The sequence below is a fragment of the Pseudomonas sp. PVC-5-1 genome (assembly GCF_057444345.1).
In genome coordinates, this window is the sequence record NZ_CM172024.1 from 5,583,499 (window position 1) to 5,600,768 (window position 17,270).

13 protein-coding genes are annotated in these 17,270 nt (G+C 64.6%); 6 read left to right on the plus strand and 7 right to left on the minus strand.

Translation table 11 applies throughout. From position 1 onward, the window contains the following. Positions 1–75: 75 nt before the first annotated feature. Positions 76–1,338: an OprD family porin gene (locus AC2T3R_RS25490; RefSeq protein WP_486744424.1), complete on the plus strand. Its 1,263-nt coding sequence runs from the start codon at positions 76–78 to the stop codon at positions 1,336–1,338. A gap of 1 nt (position 1,339) precedes the next feature. Continuing rightward, positions 1,340–2,938 (plus strand): MFS transporter, encoded by a 1,599-nt coding sequence (locus tag AC2T3R_RS25495; RefSeq protein WP_085721332.1) that lies wholly within the window; start codon positions 1,340–1,342, stop codon positions 2,936–2,938. A gap of 169 nt (positions 2,939–3,107) precedes the next feature. Here AC2T3R_RS25495 and AC2T3R_RS25500 read toward each other — a convergent pair whose 3' ends face one another. The 4 genes from AC2T3R_RS25500 to ycaC form a co-directional block, all read right to left on the minus strand. Further along, the gene (locus AC2T3R_RS25500) at positions 3,108–4,949 is read right to left on the minus strand and encodes an amidohydrolase (protein ID WP_015272310.1); all 1,842 of its coding nucleotides are present in this window, start codon (positions 4,947–4,949) and stop codon (positions 3,108–3,110) included. A gap of 375 nt (positions 4,950–5,324) precedes the next feature. Then, entirely contained in the window at positions 5,325–6,143 is an 819-nt protein-coding gene (locus AC2T3R_RS25505; RefSeq protein WP_085721331.1) for an alpha/beta fold hydrolase, read from the minus strand. A gap of 39 nt (positions 6,144–6,182) precedes the next feature. Continuing rightward, the gene (locus tag AC2T3R_RS25510) at positions 6,183–6,491 is read right to left on the minus strand and encodes a putative antibiotic biosynthesis monooxygenase (RefSeq protein WP_486744425.1); all 309 of its coding nucleotides are present in this window, start codon (positions 6,489–6,491) and stop codon (positions 6,183–6,185) included. A 114-nt stretch (positions 6,492–6,605) separates the two neighbouring features. After that, positions 6,606–7,235 carry an isochorismate family cysteine hydrolase YcaC gene (gene ycaC / locus AC2T3R_RS25515; protein ID WP_015272313.1) on the minus strand — a complete coding sequence of 210 codons (630 nt, stop codon included), beginning with the start codon at positions 7,233–7,235 and terminating at the stop codon, positions 6,606–6,608. Between the two features lie 320 nt (positions 7,236–7,555). Between ycaC and AC2T3R_RS25520 the strand changes: the two genes are divergently transcribed. After that, complete coding sequence (locus AC2T3R_RS25520) at positions 7,556–8,983, plus strand: mechanosensitive ion channel domain-containing protein (RefSeq protein ID WP_410951471.1); 1,428 nt, start codon at positions 7,556–7,558, stop codon at positions 8,981–8,983. Between the two features lie 93 nt (positions 8,984–9,076). Here AC2T3R_RS25520 and amaA read toward each other — a convergent pair whose 3' ends face one another. Together amaA and amaB are read right to left on the minus strand one after the other, a co-directional pair. Beyond that, positions 9,077–10,363, minus strand: a complete 1,287-nt coding sequence (gene amaA, locus AC2T3R_RS25525; protein WP_013974769.1) for an L-pipecolate oxidase — start codon at positions 10,361–10,363, stop codon at positions 9,077–9,079. Between the two features lie 134 nt (positions 10,364–10,497). Then, complete coding sequence (amaB, locus tag AC2T3R_RS25530; RefSeq protein WP_486744426.1) at positions 10,498–11,988, minus strand: L-piperidine-6-carboxylate dehydrogenase; 1,491 nt, start codon at positions 11,986–11,988, stop codon at positions 10,498–10,500. Positions 11,989–12,124: 136 nt separating this feature from the next. Here amaB and AC2T3R_RS25535 point away from each other — a divergent pair, with 136 nt between their 5' ends. Together AC2T3R_RS25535 and hglS are read left to right on the plus strand one after the other, a co-directional pair. Then, positions 12,125–13,015, plus strand: a complete 891-nt coding sequence (locus tag AC2T3R_RS25535; RefSeq protein ID WP_410951468.1) for a LysR family transcriptional regulator — start codon at positions 12,125–12,127, stop codon at positions 13,013–13,015. 203 nt (positions 13,016–13,218) lie between these two features. After that, entirely contained in the window at positions 13,219–14,613 is a 1,395-nt protein-coding gene (hglS, locus tag AC2T3R_RS25540; protein ID WP_486744427.1) for a 2-oxoadipate dioxygenase/decarboxylase HglS, read from the plus strand. A 113-nt stretch (positions 14,614–14,726) separates the two neighbouring features. Here the strand turns inward: hglS and AC2T3R_RS25545 are convergent, their stop codons facing one another. Next, positions 14,727–15,653 (minus strand): LysR substrate-binding domain-containing protein, encoded by a 927-nt coding sequence (locus AC2T3R_RS25545; protein WP_013974772.1) that lies wholly within the window; start codon positions 15,651–15,653, stop codon positions 14,727–14,729. 156 nt (positions 15,654–15,809) lie between these two features. On the opposite strand from AC2T3R_RS25545, the gene AC2T3R_RS25550 reads away from it, so the two are divergent. Continuing rightward, positions 15,810–17,198, plus strand: coding sequence for a NorM family multidrug efflux MATE transporter (locus tag AC2T3R_RS25550; RefSeq protein WP_486744428.1), 1,389 nt, complete (start codon positions 15,810–15,812; stop codon positions 17,196–17,198). The last annotated feature ends 72 nt before the right edge of the window (positions 17,199–17,270 follow it).

Here is a 17,270-nt window from a genome sequence, read left to right on the forward strand (position 1 = left end):
AGCCAGAGCACACACATACAAGACCCCTGGCCTATCCTTCATCCACATTCCCGGATCATCCCTCCCGGAGCCCTCATGATCCGCGCCACTCACGGACCAGGCCGCGCCCTGCTCGCCACCCTCGCCCTGTGCCCGGCGCTCAGCCAGGCCGAAGAGCCCGGCTGGTCGCTGCTCAGCCGCAACTACTTCCTGCACAGCGACTTCCGCTCGCCCTCCGGCAGTGGCCAGAACTACCGCCAGGAATGGGCCCAGGGTTTCATTGGCGAAATCCGCTCCGGCTTCACCGAGGGCACACTCGGCGTCGGCATCGATGCCCATGGTTTTCTCGGCCTCAAGCTGGACGGCGGCCGCGGCCATGCCGGCACCGGCCTGCTGCCGCGCGACAGCGATGGCCGCGCCGAGTCCAACTACTCCAGCGCCGGCGCCGCACTCAAGCTGCGCCTGGGCAACACCCAACTGCGCTACGGCGAAATGACCGTGGAAACCCCGGTGTTCGACACCAGCGACAAACGCCTGCACCCGGAGTACGCCACCGGCTGGTTCCTGGACAACACCGACCTGCCCGACTGGCGCCTGCAGGCCGGGCACTTCACCGCCTTCAACAACCAGGACAACAGCTCCAGCCATGATGACTTCAGCGGCTACGGCGCTACCACCGACAACCGTGCCATCAGCCTGGCCGGCGCCGCGTTCGCACCCAACGGGCCATTCGGCGGCGCACTGTACGCAGGCCAGCTGGAGGACACCTGGCGCCAGGCCTACCTCAACCTGAACCTGGCCGAGGGCAACTGGCGCCTGGACGGCAACCTGTACAAGACCCGCGACACCGGCAATGCCAGTGCCGGGGCAATCGACACCCTCGCCTACAGCCTGCTGGCCAGGTACAGCTTCGGCGCCCAGGCGCTGAGCCTGGCCTACCAGAAGGTCGAGGGCGATACCCCGTTCGACTTCGTCGGCGGCGACTCCATCTACCTGGCCAACTCGATCAAGTACGCCGATTTCAACGGCCCCGGCGAGCGCTCGTGGCAACTGCGCTACGACCTCGACTTCGCCACCCTCGGCGCCCCCGGCCTGAGCTTGATGGGCCGCTACGTCAGCGGCCGTGGCATCGACGGCAGCCATGCCCCGGCCGGCGGCGCCTATGTGGGCCAGTACGGCGACGGCGGCAAGCACTGGGAGCGCGACATCGACCTGAAATACGTGGTGCAGTCGGGCGCCGCCAAGGACCTGAGCCTGTCGTTTTCCCACGTCAGCCACCGCGCCAACCAGGCCCAGGCCGGCGATGACATCGACCGGATCTACCTGATCATCGAATACCCACTCAAAGGCAGCTTCTGACATGAGCACGACCCCTTCAGGCGCCTGGAGCCCATTGCGCAACGCCACCTTCCGCATGCTGTGGATCGCCACCATCGCTTCCAACATCGGCACCTGGATGCACGAGGTGGGCGCCGGCTGGCTGATGACCACGCTGTCGGCCAGCCCGTTGCACGTGGCCCTGATCCAGGTAGCCGGCTCGCTACCAATGTTCTTCCTCGCCCTGCCGGCCGGCGCGGCGGCGGATATCGTCGACAAGCGCCGCTACCTGTTGCTGGTGCAACTATGGATGTCTTCGGTGGCCGTGGTGCTGGCGGCCCTGACACTGCTCGGGCTGATGAACGTCACCCTGCTGCTGGTGCTTACCCTGGCGCTGGGCATCGGCACGGCACTGATGATGCCGGCCTGGAGTGCGCTGACACCGGAGCTGGTGGGCAAGGACGACCTGGCCAACGCGGTGGCGCTTTCCAGTGTCGGTATCAACGTGTCGCGCGCCATCGGCCCGGCTTTGGCGGGCGTGGTGGTGAGCATGGTCGGCCCGTGGCTGACCTTCGCCCTGAATGCCATCTCGTTCGCCGGGGTGATTTTGGTGCTGTTCCTGTGGAAGCGCGAGGTGAAGGAGCCGCTGCTGCCGGCCGAGCGCTTCGTCGGCGCCATGCGCACCGGGCTGCGTTTCGCGCGCAGTGCCAAGCCCTTGCAGGCGGTGATATTGCGCGCCTTGGCATTCTTTTTCTGCGCCAGCGCCGGTACCTCGCTGCTGCCGTTGATCGTGCGTGGCGAGATGCATGGCACCGCCGCCGATTTCGGCCTGCTGCTGGCGGCCATCGGCATTGGCGCGGTGGCCGGCGCCACCTTGCTGCCACGCCTGCGCGAACGCATCAGCCGCGACCGCCTGGTGCTGCTCGCCAGCCTGCTGTATGCCCTGTTCCTGCTGGCCCTGGCGCTGGTGCGCAACTTCTATGTGCTGCTGCCGGCAATGCTGCTCAGCGGCGCGGCGTGGATTGCCGTGCTGTCCAACCTGCAGGTGGCGGCGCAGACCTCGGTGCCGGCCTGGGTACGGGCGCGGGCGCTGTCGGTGTACATCCTGATCTTCTTTGGTGCCATGGCCAGTGGTGGGTTGCTGTGGGGCACGCTGGCCAGCCATGCAACCATCACCTTGAGCCTGCTGCTGGCCGCAGGAGGCCTGGCACTGGGCACGCTGCTGACCTGCAAGGTGACGCTGCCGGAAACCGCAGCCGAGGAGCTGACGCCGTCACTGCATTGGCCGGTGCCGCTGCTGAGCGACGACATGGACAAGGAAAGCGGGCCGGTGATGGTCACCGTGGAATACCACATCGACCCGGCCAAGGCCGAGGCGTTCCAGCAGGCAGCGCGGGAGCTGGAGGCGATGCGCAAGCGCAATGGCGCGTTGTCGTGGGGGTTGATGCGCGACAGCGCGGACCCGGCGTTGTGGCTGGAGTTCTTCTTCGAGGAATCGTGGCTGGAGCATTTGAGGCATCACCACCGGGTAACCCGGGGTGAGCTGAAGATCGAGGCCAGGGTGCGGATGCTGCAGACCGATGGGGTGGAAGTGAAGATTCGGCATCTGTTGGCTGGAGCTGAGTACAAGGCTCACCATTGATGTTGGCCTTTCCGGCCTCTTCGCGGGCACGCCCGCTCCCACAGGTGCACCACAGCCCTCAGACTTTGTGCGATCCCTGTGGGAGCGGGCGAGCCCGCGAAGGGGCCAGCACTGAAGGAACAAAAAAGGGGGCCAATAACTGGCCCCCCTTTTTTCACATCAGCTCAGCTTAGAAAGCAAAGCACGAACAACCCAACGCCCCCCAGAAGCCCTGGAAATCATTCACCGGCACACTCGAATGCCGTGCCTTCTCATGGCTGTGCGCATGCACCCCGCAAGGCCCGACACACTGGTGCGCCACCGCTGCCAGCGACGGCGTGCCCACGCGCCAGTGGCCCGGCACCTTGGTCACCGGAGACCACTCCGGCAGCACCGGCACCTGGGGCGGGCCGAGCTTGTCGAATTCCGCCGCGCCATACACCACCTTGCCATCGACCACGGTCAGCACCGACTCGATGCCTTTGATCGCCTCTTCATCGACACTGAAGAAGTCCAGCGACAGCGCCGCCAGGTCAGCCAGCTGGCCCACCTTGATCTGGCCTTTCTTGCCCTGCTCGCTGGAGAACCAGGCGCTGCCCTGGGTGAACAGCTGCAGCGCGGTGTCACGGCTGAGGCCTTCCGGGTACAGCTCCATGCCACCGACGGTCTTGCCGCTGACCAGCCAGTACAGCGAGGTCCACGGGTTGTAGCTGGACACGCGGGTGGCGTCGGTACCGGCGCCAACCGGCACGCCCATGTCGAGCATGCGCTTGATTGGCGGGGTCTGCTCGGCAGCCTTGGCACCGTAGCGGTCGACGAAATACTCACCCTGGAAGGCCATGCGATCCTGGATGGCGATACCGCCGCCCAGCGCACGCACACGCTCGATGTTCTGCGGGGTGATGGTTTCGGCGTGGTCGAAGAACCACGGCAGGCCATTGAACGGGATGTCCCGGTTGACCTTCTCGAACACGTCGAGCATGCGCGTGATCGATTCGTTGTAGGTGGCATGCAGGCGGAACGGCCAGCGCTGCTCGACCAGGTGGCGCACCACCGGCTCCAGCTCTTGTTCCATGGTTTGCGGCAGGTCCGGGCGCGGTTCGAGGAAGTCCTCGAAGTCGGCGGCGGAGAACACCAGCATTTCGCCGGCGCCATTGTGGCGCAGGAAGTCGGTACCGCTGTGCAGCTTCACGCTGGAGGTCCACTTGCGGAAGTCGTCCAGCTCTTCCTTGGGCTTCTGGGTGAACAGGTTGTAGGCAATGCGCACGGTCAGCTGGTTGTTGTCGGCCAGCTCCTGGATCACCTGATAGTCGTCCGGGTAGTTCTGGTAGCCACCACCGGCATCGATGGCACTGGTCAGGCCCAGGCGGTTGAGCTCGCGCATGAACTGGCGGGTGGAGTTGACCTGGTATTCCAGCGGCAGCTTCGGCCCCTTGGCCAGGGTGGCGTAGAGGATCATCGCGTTGGGGCGGGCGATGAGCATGCCGGTCGGGTTGCCGAACTTGTCACGCTGGATCTCGCCGCCCGGCGGGTTGGGCGTGTCCTTGGTGTAGCCGACTGCCTTGAGCGCAGCGCGGTTGAGCAGTGCGCGGTCATACAGGTGCAGCAGGAATACCGGGGTGTCAGGTGCGGCCTGGTTGATTTCCTCCAGGGTGGGCATGCGTTTTTCGGCGAACTGGAACTCGTTCCAGCCGCCGACCACACGCACCCACTGCGGGGTCGGCGTGCGCGCGGCCTGGTCCTTGAGCATGCGCAGGGCATCGGCCACCGAAGGCACGCCTTCCCAGCGCAGCTCCAGGTTGTAGTTCAGGCCACCACGGATCAGGTGCAGGTGCGAGTCGTTCAGGCCAGGGATGACCGTACGCTGCTTGAGGTCGATGATCTGCGTAGTGGCGCCCTTGTGGGCCATGGCTTCGGCGTCGTTGCCCACGGCGATGAAACGGCCATCCTTGATGGCGACGGCGGTCGCGGTGGGCTTTTCACGATCAACGGTGTGCAGTTTGCCGTTGAACAGAATCAGATCGGCGGTCATGGAACCTCCTTGGGTGGATGCGTGAGCGGAACCGGCGGAACCGGTAAAGGGCAATGCGGACCAGAGCGCGCCGGCGGCACCGAGCACGGTACTGGTGGCGAGGAACTGGCGACGGGTCTTGTCGTTGCGGTCCTGGGACATGGGGTTCTCCGTCTGGTGCGGCAGCGGGCAGGCGCAACTGCGGAGCATGCCGGTTGGTGTAGGGGCAAGGCTTGGATGGATGTGCGGTGGGTGGTTGAAGGTTAGCCCTGTTCAGCATTTGTGCTGCCTGGGCTGGCCTCTTCGCGGGCACGCCCGCTCCCACAGGTACTGCACAGCATTTAAAACCTGTGATTTCCCTGTGGGAGCGGGCGTGCCCGCGAATGCCTCCCACAATTACTGCTGAAGGAACGCCAGCAGGTCCTCGTTCAGTTGCTGTGCATGAGTCACCGCAAACCCGTGCGGCGCCCCCGCATACACCTTCAGCTCAGCCCCACGAATCAGCTCCGCCGCCCGCTTGCCGGTGCTCTCGAACGGCACGATCTGGTCGTCGTCACCGTGGATCACCAGGGTCGGCACATCGATCTTGGCCATATCCGGGCGGAAGTCGGTTTCGGAGAACGCGGTCACGCAATCCAGGGTGCCCTTGATCGATGCCATCAGCGCAATGTTCAAGGTCTGGGTCTGCACACCCTGGGACACCTGCTGCCCATGGTTGATGCCATAGAACGGCGTGGCGAAATCGGCGATGAACTGCGCCCGGTCGGCACGCAGGCCGGCGCAGATACCCTCGAACACCGATAGGTCGACACCTTCAGGGTTGTCGTCACGCTTGCCGAACACCGGCGTCACCGCGCCCAGCAGCACCAGCCCGGCCACACGCTCGCTGCCGTGGCGGGCGATGTAGCGGCTAACGTCGCCGCCACCCATCGAGAAGCCCACCAAAGTCACGTCGCGCAGGTCGAGGTGTTCGATCAGCTGGGCGATGTCATCGGCGAAGGTGTCGTAGTCGTAGCCGTTCCATGGCTGGCTCGAACGGCCGAAACCACGGCGGTCGAAGGCGATGGCGCGGTAGCCGCGGCTGGCCAGGAATTCCATCTGCGAATCCCACATGTCGGCATCCAGTGGCCAGCCGTGGCTGAACAGCACAGGTTTGCCGCTGCCCCAGTCCTTGAAGTAGATCGAAGTGCCATCGCGGGTAACGAACGTGCTCATGTCGGTATCTCCTTGAAAATGTCGAGGTAAAGGCCTGGCTCAGCCACGTAGCCAGTTGGCGCAGCGGCGGGTTACCCAAGGCATGATGTAGAACACCACGGGCAGGATGACGAACAGGTTGACGATCAGGTTGCTGGTGATCGCGCCACCCAGCTGCGGGAAGCGTGCGAACAGCGGCGCCAGCAGTTGTGGAATGATCATGGTCATCGGGCAGATCACCAGGTAGGTCAACAGCGCCTGCTTCCAGCGCGGCGGTTGCGCCGGCGTGGTGCTCGTCGAACTGGCGATTACCTTGTGTTGCAGGCATACGGTCACTACGTCGCGGTTGTCTTGGAGTGCGGTGTTCATCGGCGTTCCTTGGGATGAGCTTGCCCGCATCCACTGTGCAACGGCGGACGGGCGCTGGATTGGACAGGTGTGCTGCCTTGGCGGGCACCGGATGGCGGTGCCCGCGCATCTGGCTTACTTGCTGGCGTTGAAAGCGTTGTAGCTGGTGATCAGGTTGCGGTAGTCCGGGATGTGGTTGGAGCACAGCGCGGCCAGGCCTTCGATGTCGTTGCGCCAGTCGCGGTGCAGCTCACAGGCCACACCGAACCAGGTCATCAGTTGTGCGCCGGCCTGGCTCATGCGGTCGTGGGCGGCGTCGCGGGTCATGGCGTTGAAGGTGCCGGAGGCATCGGTGACCACGAACACTTCGAACTCTTCTTCCAGGGCCGACAGCGCCGGGAAGGCTACGCACACTTCGGTCACCACGCCGGCGATGATCAGCTGCTTCTTGCCGGTGGCCTTCACCGCCTTGACGAAGTCCTCGTTGTCCCAGGCGTTGATCTGGCCTGGGCGGGCGATGTAGGGGGCGTCCGGGAACAGGGCTTTCAGCTCTGGTACCAGCGGGCCATTGGGGCCTTGTTCGAAGCTAGTGGTGAGGATGGTCGGCAGGTTGAAGAACTTGGCCAGGTCGGCCAGGGCCAATACGTTGTTCTTGAACGCGTCCGGCTCGATGTCGCGGACCAGGGACAGCAGGCCAGCCTGGTGGTCGACCAGCAGGACAGCGGCGTCGTCTTTGTTCAGGCGGTTGTATTTGAAGTTGGTCATGGTCGTTGCTCCTGAGGTTTTGATCTTTTCAGTAAGTTGGGTGTTTCGCGTTGATGGGAGAAGATTAAAACCATGACCTTTTGGGCGGTAGATAGCAGTTTTTGGCTCTAGCGTTCTGTTATGTGAACGATGGATTGATGCTGGATTTGCCGGCCTCTTCGCGGGCTTGCCCGCTCCCACAGGGATCGCGCATCCATCAACTCATGCACAACTTCTGTGGGAGCGGGCAAGCCCGCGAAGAGGTCGGCACAGGCTGTCATTGCCTGCCCGGCCAACCTGCTCTATTACTACCCACAGCCCTCCCCTCACCCGAGACCACCATGCTGGCGTTCATCCAGTCATACCCGTTGTTGCTCGGCACCGCCCTGATCCTGCTCGACCTCGTGCTTTGGCAACTGATTCCTCTCCAGCAACGCGCCTGGCGTATCGGCACGCGGTTGGTGCTGTTCCTGCTGTTCAGCTCGGTACTGGTGGCTGCCGGCATGAGCCCGATGCAACCACCCCCCTGGCCCGATGATGTCTCGCGCAACCTGATCGCCACGGTACTGGCGATCGGCTGGTGGCTGTTCGGCGCACGCACGGTGACAGTGGTGTTCGGCCTGTTGCTGGGTGCCCGTGGCAGCCATGGCGGGCGTTTGCTGCAGGATGTGCTGGGGGCGCTGATCTTCCTGGCTGCGGTGGTCGCCGCCGCAGGTTATGTGTTGCAGTTGCCGGTGAAGGGCCTGCTGGCTACATCGGGGGTAATGGCCATCGTCATCGGCCTGGCGCTGCAGAGCACATTGGCCGACGTGTTCAGTGGCATCATCCTGAACACCACGCGGCCGTATCAGATTGGCGACTCGATCTCCATCGATAGCACCGAAGGCAAGGTGCTGGAAATCGACTGGCGTGCCACCCGCCTGCTCACCAGCACCGGCAGCCTGGCGGTGATCCCCAACTCGGTGGCGGCCAAGGCCCGGCTGCTCAACCACAGCCGCCCGGCCGATGTGCACGGGGTGTCGGTCAGCGTGGTGGTACCGGCCAAGGTGCGGCCCAAACGGGTGTTCGATGCTCTGGAAAAAGCCTTGCAAGGCGTCAGTGCCATCCTGGCTACACCAAGACCAAAGGTGACGGTGAAAGCCTCGACGCTGGAATCAGTGGAGTACGAAGCCAGCGGCTTCGTGGCCGACGCGGGCGCCAAGGGCGACGCGCGCAATCAGCTGTTCGACCTGGCCCACCGGCACCTGGAGGCCAGCGGGGTAATGTGGAACACCGACCTGGCCATGCCACCACGCAGCCGCCAGCGCGAGGTGCTAGATGAGGTGCGGGTGTTCCGCTCGCTGAGCGCTGAAGAGCGCGATACGTTGAGCCAGCGCATGACGGCGGTGGAATACCTGGCCGACCAGGTAATCCTGGGCGTGGGCGAGCATTCCGATCATTTGCTGGTTATTGGCAGCGGGGTGGTTTCGGCGTCGATCCGCGATGGCGACAAGCTGGTCGAAGCAGGGCGCATGGGGCCGGGCGAGGTGCTGGGAATCGAAGGAATCATCGACGAAGAGGACTCGCTGGCCGAGTTCCGCACGCTGACCGGTTGCGTGCTGTATCGGATCGACAAGGAACAGGTGAAGAGCTGCCTGGTGCAACGCGGCGATGTGCAAACGGCGTTGAGCAAGTTGCAGCGGTTTCGGCGGCAGAGCCGGGAGTCGTTGTTGCTGCAGAAGCCGGTTTCGATCAAGAAGGGCGGCTTCCTTAGCTGGTTGCACAAGTAAGCCTGTGCCGGCCTCTTCGCGGGCGCGCCCGCTCCCACATGTCCACCACAGCACTCACTGTGGGAGCGGGCATGCCCGCGAAGAGGCCGGTACTTACAACACAACCCTTAGGCATTGCCCCGCGTGGTACAGCGAGAACCCGGACTCATAGAACGCAGTCCGCAGCGAGGGCGCACTCACGCCCTTCATCGGCGAGAACGGAATCGGCAGGCTGCCCGCCTCCCCCTTCAGCAGGAACTCGGCAAACGCCCGGCCAATCACGGTCCCGGTGGTATTGCCCCGCCCGTTGTACCCGGTTACCGCCACCAGCCCCGGCGCCGGTTCGAACAGGCGCATCAGGTGGTCTGGGGTGAAGTCGATGCAGCCGGTCCAGTGCATTTCCCACTCGACCTTGCCCAGCTCCGGGTAATAGTGGCTCTGGATGCGGTCGGCCCAGCTGCGCACGAACCACGCCGGCTTGTTGTCGACCCGGCCCAGGCTGCCTAGCAGCAGGCGGCCCTGGTCGTCGCGACGGATGCTGCTGAGCACGGTGCGGGTGTCCCACGAGCCTTGGCCATGTGGCAGCACCTTGTCGGCTGCAGCGCCCTGCAACGGCTTGGATGCCACCTGGTAGTAGTAGCCACGGAAAAACTGCTTCTGCAGGTTGCTCCAGTCGCCTTCGGTGTAGGCGCCGGTGGAAATCACCACCTTGTCGGCGCGCACCGAACCACGTGCGGTCTTCACCCGCCAGGCATCGCCGTCACGCTCCAGGCCTTCGACCGAAGACTGCTGGAACAGCTTGCCACCCAGGCGTGCCACCGCTGCGGCCAGGCCCTGGGTGTAGCCCATGGGGTTGATGGTGCCGGCGCGGCGGTCGAGCAGCGCGGCGGAAATCTTGTCGGTGCCGCAGTATTCCTGGCATTGGGCGCCGGTCAGCAGCTCCACATCGGCACCACGGCGGCGCCATTGTTCGTGGCGGGCCTCGAGGTCGGCGATACCGGTGGCGTTGTGCGCCATGTGCAGCGTGCCTTTGTGCTGGGCCTGGCAGTCGATGCCAAGGCGTTCGATCATGGCGAACACTTCGGCCGGGGCTTCGCCGAGCACCTTGTTCAGGCGGCTGCCCTGCTGCAGGCCAAGGGTGGCCTCGACATCGTCGGGGCGGATCCAGGTGCCGGCGTTGACCAGGCCGACGTTGCGCCCGGAGCCGCCGTGACCGATCTTCCAGGCCTCCAGCAGGATCACCGACTTGCCCTGTTCGAGCAGGTGGATGGCCGCCGACAGGCCGGTAATGCCGCCACCGATCACACAGACATCGGCCTTGTGCTCACCGGCCAGGGCCTGGGCGGCGACGGTCGGTTTGCTGACGAATTCCCACAAGCATTCTTGACGCAGTTCGGACATGGCCCGGCTCCAGCAATTTGTTCTTGTTGGGGCTGCATTGCAGCCCATCGCCGGCAAGCCAGCTCCCACAGATTACGATCCCTGTGGGAGCTGGCTTGCCGGCGAAACGGGAGCAAAGCCCCCGCCTGCGGACATCAGTCGAACACGATACCCTGCGCCAGCGGCAGTTCGCGCGAGTAGTTCACGGTGTTGGTCTGGCGACGCATGTAGCCTTTCCAGGCGTCCGAACCGGACTCACGGCCACCGCCAGTCTCCTTCTCGCCACCGAACGCACCGCCGATCTCGGCGCCGCTGGTGCCGATGTTGACGTTGGCGATGCCGCAGTCGCTGCCCGAGGCGCTCTGGAAGCGTTCGGCCTCACGGATGTCGGTGGTGAAGATGCACGACGACAGGCCTTGTGGCACTTCGTTGTTCAGGCGCAGGGCCTCTTCGAAGTCGTCGTAGGCCAGCACGTACAGGATCGGGGCGAAGGTTTCGTGGCGCACCACGTCGCTCTGCGCCGGCATTTCGGCGATGGCAGGCGATACGTAGTAGGCGTTAGGGTACTGGTCGGCCAGCTGACGCCCGCCACCAAATACCTGGCCACCTTCATCGCGGGCCTTGGCTAGCGCGCCCTGCATGGCATCGAACGACTGCTTGTCGATCAGCGGGCCCACCAGGTTGTCCTTGCGTGGGTCACCGATGCGCACCTTGCCGTAGGCGGCTTTGACGCGGGCAACCACTTCGTCCTTGATCGAACGGTGCACGATCAGGCGGCGCAGGGTGGTGCAACGCTGGCCGGCGGTGCCGACTGCGGAGAACAGGATGCCACGCACGGCCAGGTCGAGGTCGGCGCTCGGGGCCAGGATCATGGCGTTGTTGCCGCCCAGTTCGAGGATGCTGCGGCCGAAGCGGGCAGCCACACGTGGGCCGACTTCGCGCCCCATGCGGGTGCTGCCGGTGGCGCTGACCAGCGGTACGCGCGGGTCGTCGACCATGGCTTCGCCGGCTTCACGGCCGCCGATCACCAGTTGTGCCAGGCCAGCCGGGGCATCACCGAAGGCTTTCAGGGCTTTTTCGAACAGCGCCTGGCAAGCCAGGGCGGTCAGCGGGGTCTTCTCGGACGGTTTCCATACCACCGAGTTACCGGCGACCAGGGCCAGGGCGGTGTTCCAGGCCCAGACTGCGACCGGGAAGTTGAAGGCGCTGATCACGCCGACCACGCCAAGCGGGTGCCAGGTTTCACGCATGTGGTGGCCAGGGCGCTCGGAAGCGATGGTCAGGCCGTACAGCTGGCGCGACAGGCCAACGGCGAAGTCGCAGATGTCGATCATTTCCTGCACTTCGCCCAGGCCTTCCTGGGTGATCTTGCCGGCTTCGATCGAAACCAGCTCGCCGAGGTCGGCCTTGTGCTCACGCAGCACTTCGCCGAACAGGCGCACCAACTCGCCGCGGCGCGGGGCCGGCACGCTGCGCCAGGCTTCGAAGGCGCTCTGGGCCTGATCGATGCGGGCGATGGTCTCGGCCTTGCCGAGCAGTTTCACCGAGGCGATCTGGCTGCCGTCGATCGGCGTGTGAACAGGGTAGTCGCCCTGGGTGTAAGCCTCGGCAGCAACGCCAAGGCGCTCGAGCAGTCCAGCAACCATTTGTGCATCTCCTACATCGGGTGATGGGGTGGAAAAATGATGTGGATCAGTATTAATCCGATCACACCGGTGCAACAAACGACCTTTATTCCGCATATCATTCCGTCAGGTAATGATTTGAGCCGCAGAGACCGCTATGTCCAAACGCCTGGTGCCCTCCATGACCGCCCTGCAGTGCTTCGAAGCTGCAGCCCGCCATTTGAGCTTTACCCGTGCCGCCGAAGAGCTGCACCTGACCCAGAGCGCGGTCAGCAAGCAGGTGGCGCAGCTTGAAGACATGCTGCGCCACCACCTGTTCCTGCGTATCCGCCGCCGTCTGCAGCTGACGCCGGCGGGTAGCCTGTACCTGGCCGAGGTCAACAAGATCCTCACACAGGTGGATATGTCCAGCCGCTACGTGCTCACCTACGGCGAGCAGACCGAGATATTGAAGGTAGCCACTCAGCCGAGTTTTGGCGTGCGCTGGTTGATCCCGCACCTCAAGGGCTTTGGCAAGCGCCACAACAACATTCACCTGGACATCCGCAACGAGATGGAGCCTTTCGCCCTGCTGCAAGGCTCGGCCGATGTGGTGTTCTTCTATGGCCAGGGCACTTGGCCGGGGGCCACCTGCGTGGAGCTGTTCGGTGAGGAGGTGGTGCCGGTGTGTGCGCCGGAGTTGCTGGCCGGACGTGAACTGAACGATGCCGGGGAGCTGGCCGACCTGGTGCTGCTGCAGAGCACCTCGCGGCCGGAGGCCTGGCACGAATGGTTCCTGGAGTTGGGTTTGCAGAGCGTCAGCGCCTACCACGGGCCGCGCTTCGATACCTTCTACATGGCCTTGAGCGCGGCGCAGGCCGGGTGCGGGGTGGCGTTGGTGCCGCGCTACCTGGCGGCGAAGGAGCTGGCCGAGGGGAGTTTGGTGGTGCCGTGGAACCATGCGATGCGCAGTGCCGGGGCGCATTACCTGGCGTATGCCGAGCATGCGGCGGAGGTGCCCAAGGTAAGGGCGTTGGTGGAATGGATTCGTGAGCAGTTATCGGCTTGAAGGCCTCTTCGCGGGCACGCCCGCTCCCACAAGGTACTGCATAAGGTTCAGACTGTGCACAATCCCTGTGGGAGCGGGCGTGCCCGCGAAGGGGCCCTTGAGGTCGATCAAAAAAGGAATGACACACTCACTTTTTTTCGCTTGTGAGCAAAGTGCATTCCCAGCTTTCATGTAAGCGTCCGAACCCAACCAGGAAGCTAGCGATGCCCGCCCACGATTTCGTCAGCCCCGACAGCATCCGCGCGCAGTTCTCTGCCGCCATGTCGCTCATGTACAAACAGGAAGTGCCCCTGTACGGCACGCTGCTGGAGCTGGTGAGCGAAATCAACCAGCAGGTCATGGCCCAGCAACCCGAGGTTGCCGAGGCCCTGCGCTGGACCGGCGAAATCGAGCGCCTGGATCAGGAGCGCCACGGCGCCATCCGTGTCGGCACCGCCGCAGAGCTGGCCACCATCGCCCGGTTGTTCGCGGTCATGGGCATGCAGCCAGTCGGCTACTACGACCTCAGTTCCGCCGGCGTGCCGGTGCATTCCACCGCCTTCCGCGCGGTGCACGAGCAGTCGCTGCACGTCAGCCCGTTCCGCGTATTCACTTCGCTGCTGCGCCTGGAGCTGATCGACAACCCGCAATTACGCGAGCTGGCAGAGAGCATCCTGGCCAAGCGCCAGATCTTCACCACCCGCGCCCTTGAGCTGATCGACCAATGCGAGCGCGATGGTGGCCTGAATGCCGCCGATGCCGAGGCGTTCGTGCAGGAAGCGCTGCACACCTTCCGCTGGCACCATGACGCCACCGTCACTGCCGAGCAGTACCAGCAGTTGCACGACCAGCACCGCCTGATCGCCGATGTGGTGGCCTTCAAGGGCCCGCACATCAACCACCTGACCCCGCGCACCCTGGACATCGATGCAATCCAGCTTGGCATGCCGGCCAAGGGCATCCCGCCAAAGGCCGTGGTCGAAGGCCCGCCCACCCGCCGTCACCCGATCCTGTTGCGCCAGACCAGCTTCAAGGCCCTGCAGGAAAAGGTCGCGTTCAGCGACCAGCAGGGCAGCGAAGGTAGCCACACCGCGCGCTTCGGCGAAATCGAGCAACGCGGTGCGGCGCTGACGCCGAAAGGCCGCCAGCTGTACGACAAGCTACTCGACGCCACCCGCGCCGCCCTGGGTGGCGCCCCGGCCGAGGCCAATGCCGAACGCTACATGGCGTTGTTGAAGGACACCTTTTCCGAGTTCCCGGATGACCTGGCACAGATGCGTGAACAAGGGCTGGCCTACTTCCGCTACTTCGCCACCGAGAAAGGCCTGGCTGCGCGCGACCAGGACGACCGCCCGACCACACTGGATGGGCTGATCGAGGCTGGCCATGTGCACTTCGAGGCGTTGGTGTACGAGGACTTCCTGCCGGTGAGCGCGGCGGGGATCTTCCAGTCCAACCTGGGTGACGATGCGCAGGCCGAGTACGGCAGCAACGCCAATCGCGATGCGTTCGAAGCGGCGTTGGGGCTGCAGGTGCAGGATGAGCTGGCGCTGTATGCGCAGAGCGAGCGTCGGTCGCTGCAGGCGTGTGCACAGGCGTTGAACCTGGGCTCGATGTAAGGCATTGCGGCCTCTTCGCGGGCTCGCCCGCTCCCACAGGTACAGTGCCGGTTTCAAGGCATGCGATAACCCTGTGGGAGCGGGCAAGCCCGCGAAGAGGCCGGTACAGGCGATCAAAGGGCCGGCAGGATCTGCACATCCGGCAAATCCATCGCCGCCACCTCCTCTTCCAGAAACGCGCTCAAACGCCGCAACCGCTCGCCCCCTGGCCGAGTGCGCGGCCACACGAGGTAATAATCCATCCCGCTGGGCACCGCCGTCGGCCAAGGCAAGCTCAAGCGCCCCTGCGCCACATCTTCGGCCACCATCAGCAAATCACCCATGGAAATGCCGTAGCCACGCGCAGCGGCAATCATGCCCAGCTCCAGGGTGTCGAACACCTGCCCGCCCTTGAGCGAAACCTTGTCACTCAACCCCATGCGCTCCAGCCATTCCCGCCAGTCACGCTTGTCCACCGTGGGGTGCAGCAGCTCTATGCAGGCCAGCCGACGCTCGTCCCAGGGTTCCTCGTCGAGCAGGTCTGGCGCACCCACGGGGATCAGCAGCTCCGGGAACAACCTGCGCACTTCCCATTCCGGCGGGAACACCCCGTCGCTGAGCAACACCGCGCAATCGAACGGCTCCTGGTTGAAGTCCACATGGTCGACATCCATCCAGGCGCTGGTCAGCTGCACTTCGTTGCCAGGCTGCAAGTGGCGAAAGCGGCTAAGGCGCGCCAGCAACCAGCGCATGGTCAGGGTCGAGGGAGCCTTCATGCGCAGGATGTCATCCTCACCGCGCAAGGTATCGCAAGCCCGTTCCAGCGCGGCAAAGCCTTCACGCACACCGGGCAGCAGCACCCGCGCCGCTTCGGTCAGTTGCAGGCTGCGGCCGCTGCGCACGAACAGGCGGCAGGCAAAATGCTCCTCCAGCGTGCGGATATGCCGGCTGACCGCGCTCTGGGTAATCGACAGCTCTTCGCCGGCACGGGTGAAGGAGCTTAGCCGCGCGGCGGCTTCGAATGCGCGCAGGGCATACAGCGGGGGGAGCTGACGGGACATGAGGCACCTGCCATACGGGGCTGTGAAATGAATCACCGGGAAGCATATATACATGAGTCAGACTCATGCCAATGATCGCATTTATCCTTTTGTGCAAAGTTGACCAAAGCCTCAGAATCGCCCTTCGTTGATCACCCCAGGAAAAGGACTGCCCCCATGCATGTCGCGCCCACCACAGAACTCAAGGCTTTGCTGCGCCTGGCCGGGCCGCTGATCGCCTCGCAGTTGGCGCACATGCTGATGGTGCTGACCGATACCCTGATGATGGCCCGCATCAGCCCGCAAGCCCTGGCTGGTGGCGGCCTAGGCGCGGCGAGCTACTCGTTCGTGTCGATCTTCTGCCTTGGCGTGATCGCTGCGGTCGGCACCCTGGTGGCCATTCGCAAGGGCGCCAACGACATCGAGGGCGCCACCCGCCTGGCGCAGGGTGGCCTGTGGCTGGCCTGGGGCCTGGCGCTGTTCGCTGCGCTGGTGCTGTGGAACCTTGAACCGGTACTGCTGCTGTTCGGGCAAAAGCCCGAGAACGTTGCCTCGGCCGCCGAATTCCTCACCCTGCTGCCACTGGCGCTGCCCGGCTACCTGACTTTCATGGCGTTGCGCGGCTTCACCAGCGCGCTGGGCCGGTCTACGCCGGTGATGGTCATCAGCCTGGTTGGCACGGTGCTCAACTACCTGTTCAACGTGGCGCTGATCGAAGGCATGTTCGGCCTGCCCAAGCTGGGCCTGATGGGCATCGGCCTGGTCACCGCGGTGGTGTCGATGGGCATGGCCATTGCCTTGGCGCTGTATATCCGTTGCCACCCGGCCTATGCCGCCTACCCATTGCGCAAGGGCCTGTCGCGCCCTTCGCTGCCGGCCCTGCGCGAGCTGTGGCGGCTGGGCCTGCCGATTGGCGGCACCTACATGGTGGAAGTCGGCCTGTTCGCCTTTGCCGCGCTGTGCATGGGCGTGCTGGGCAGTACCGAGCTGGCGGCGCACCAGATCGCCCTGCAGATCGTCTCCACGGCGTTCATGGTGCCGACCGGGTTGTCGTATGCGGTGACCATGCGCGTGGGGCTGTACTACGGCGCCGGCAACCTGCTGGCGGCGCGCAGTGCCGGGCGGGTGGGCATAGGCTTCGGGGCGATGATCATGTTTGCCTTCGCCGCGCTGTTCTGGCTGCTGCCCGATGCGCTGGTGGGGCTGTTCATCGACCGTGACGACCCGGCATTTGCGGCGATCTTCCAGCTGGCGGTGCAGTTGCTGATGGTGGCTGCGTGGTTCGAGCTGTTCGATGGCATGCAGACGATCGCGATGGGCTCGATCCGTGGGCTGAAGGATGCCAAGACGACCTTCCTGATCGGGTTGGTGTGCTACTGGCTGGTGGGGGCGCCGAGCGCCTGGCTGTTCACCTTTACCCTGGGCGGTGGCGCGGTCGGGGTGTGGTGGGGGCTGGCGTTGGGGCTGGCGTGTGCGGCGGTGGCACTGACCTTTGGCTTTGAGTGGCGGATGAAGCGGCTTTTGGGCAAGGCAGGGGGTAGTCGAGAGGCTACCGCCTCGGCCTGACTCACGGGCCTATTCGCGGGCACGCCCGCTCCCACAGGTACAGACACGGACACTGTGGGAGCGGGCGTGCCC